A 2,281-nucleotide genomic window follows, 5' to 3' on the forward strand; every position below is an offset into this window, starting at 1 on the left:
AAAATCATGATTACGTTGGTGAATAACGAAAGTACGGATCAGAGCTTTCAAATCTTTCAAAAGCTCCAACATGAATTTCCGACAGCGCGTATCAACTGGTTGGAGGCTGCCCAGGGAAAATCGAACGCCCTTAATATGGCCCTTTACAATACATCTAATAAATATTTTGTGCATATTGACAGTGATGGTTTGCTCGATGAAAATGCGTTGCTGAATATGGTGCAACAATTCGAGGCAGAACCACAAACAGTTGCGTTGACGGGGATTATTTTGACGCAAATCAGTCAAATCGCCCAATCATGGCGGTTGCGGCTGCTGCAATTGCTAGAGTACCACGAGTATGCAGCAGCCTTTTTGGTTGGCCGGAACGCCGAAGCTGGTGCCAATAACATGTTCACCATGTCAGGGGCCTTCTCAGGCTTCCGACGTGCCCAGCTAGCAGACACCTTTATGTTCAGTAGTGAGACAGTTGGTGAAGATACACATATGACCTTTCAAATGCGTGCCAAAGGCCAAGTCAAATTAGCCCGTAATGCCATTTTCTACGTTGAACCAATCACTGATTTTAATACGTTGTATCGGCAACGTCAGCGGTGGCAAATTGGGGAAATGGAAGTTGTGCACATTTTTGAGAAGCAAGCGATGCTCTCAATGCGCCACTTACTTAGCAATTTTATGATTCGCCGTTTATTAGTTGACCATACATTTTTGTTTCCACGCCTAATTTGGTTTTTTGCGCCACTCGTATTGGTTGCGAAAGGATTCTCCTGGCAGATGCTGGGCTTGATTTACCTGGCCATGTACGGGTTGTACGTGTTTGTCAGCGGTTTGTTTTTCTTGTTGGCACAGGTGTATTTAAAGCCTTTCCGACCTGCTTATCGCATGTATGTGAAAACCTGGTACATCACGTTACTGATGCCCGCCTATAAGTTTGTGTTGTCGTGGGTGTTGTTGTTTGCTTTGTTAAATAGGCCGACTGAACGAAAATGGCAGGGACGGGGCTTAAGTGATGAACTGGCAAAGTTTCGTCAGCTGGTCGCCGCGGATGCGCGAAAGTTACGGGCGACGTTAAAACGGGAGAAATCATGAGACAAAAAATTTTAACTGGCGTTGATCGGAGTGTCCTGGTGCTATTCAGCCTATTATTTGGGATTACTGTCATTTCAGCGGGGTTATCTGTCAATTTGAAATTAACGGATGTCACGCTTTGGTCAGTGGGTGTATTGCTGATCGGGGGCGGGTCATACGTGCTGACGCAAACTAATTTGTGGCTCTCACCGGGTGCGCGCCAGTTGGTTGTCAGCTGGAGCCTGTTTATTGCGGCGATTGTCGGCCAAGCCGTTGTTGCGTATCAGTTTCATCCAGCAATTGGGTTCGATGCTGGTGCGGTTCACGATGCATTACGTCATGCAGATGACATTAACTTGATCGGTTATTTTAGTCAGAACATTAACAATTTGCCAATCTTGATGCTTTTTGATTCACTAGCCGGCTTATTTCACACGAAGAGTTGGTTCTTCTTTGATGTCGTGAGCATTGTATGTGTCGATCTCGCTTTACTGATCAACGTCGGCACGATGACACTGGTGCAACGCGATAATTGGCGACGGCTACTCTGGTTAGAAACAGTATTTATGACTGTCTTCCCATGGATTTTAGTCCCATACACCGACACGGTTGTGATGCCAGTGGTGGCCCTTTTGCTATTAGCAGCGGCTGGGTTATTAAATAGTCGCCGTTGGTCTTTGCGGGCTATCTGGGCCCTTGCGCTGGTCTTGGCGGGTGTGTTAGCTTATTTCATCAAACCATCAGCTATGATACCAGCGATTGCAGTGGTCTTAATGATTATGCGAAGAATTGTTCAAACGCAACTTTGGCGTGATTGGCGAAAAATGGGACAAGGGCTATTGTTGGCAATTGTCTGCGTTGCAACCGTTGTGGGAACTGTACAGTGGGGCCAACACCAAATTGATCAGCAAACAATCATTCGGGTTAATAAAGGCTTGGCAATTCCACCGATTCATTTTATGAGTATGGGTGTTGCTGGGGATGGTGGTTACAATGAACGGGATGCATTAAAAATAGGCCACACTACCCAAGCGAACTGATAAAGTCGCTTATTCGAAGGCACAGTTGTTGAAGCGTTTGCGCCAACGTGGGGTTTTAGGGTATGTAGCATTCTTAGTTCGTAAGCAAGGGTTAAATACCGCTGACGGTTCGTTCGCCTGGTTGCGAGAGGGTCATTTTTTTGCAAACCCGAATGATGTACAGCCTTGGCGCG

Annotated in this window: 2 protein-coding genes; both read left to right on the forward strand. The window is 46.3% G+C overall.

What is annotated here, in order from left to right:
* Positions 1-1,089, forward strand: a 1,089-nt coding sequence (locus WEIDD23_RS00405; protein ID WP_082778280.1) for a TIGR03111 family XrtG-associated glycosyltransferase, incomplete at its 5' end; no start/stop codon positions are given.
* Complete coding sequence (locus tag WEIDD23_RS00410; RefSeq protein WP_062358618.1) at positions 1,086-2,108, forward strand: glycosyltransferase family protein; 1,023 nt, start codon at positions 1,086-1,088, stop codon at positions 2,106-2,108. The genes WEIDD23_RS00405 and WEIDD23_RS00410, both read left to right, overlap by 4 nt.
* The last annotated feature ends 173 nt before the right edge of the window (positions 2,109-2,281 follow it).

The sequence above is a fragment of the Weissella sp. DD23 genome (assembly GCF_001579105.1).
Lineage (GTDB): Bacteria > Bacillota > Bacilli > Lactobacillales > Lactobacillaceae > Weissella > Weissella cibaria.

Coding starts and splice junctions, on each gene's coding strand:
- WEIDD23_RS00410 (WP_062358618.1), top strand. CDS start 1,086: ATGAGACAAAAAATTTTAACTGGCGTTGATCGGAGTGTCCTGGTGCTA.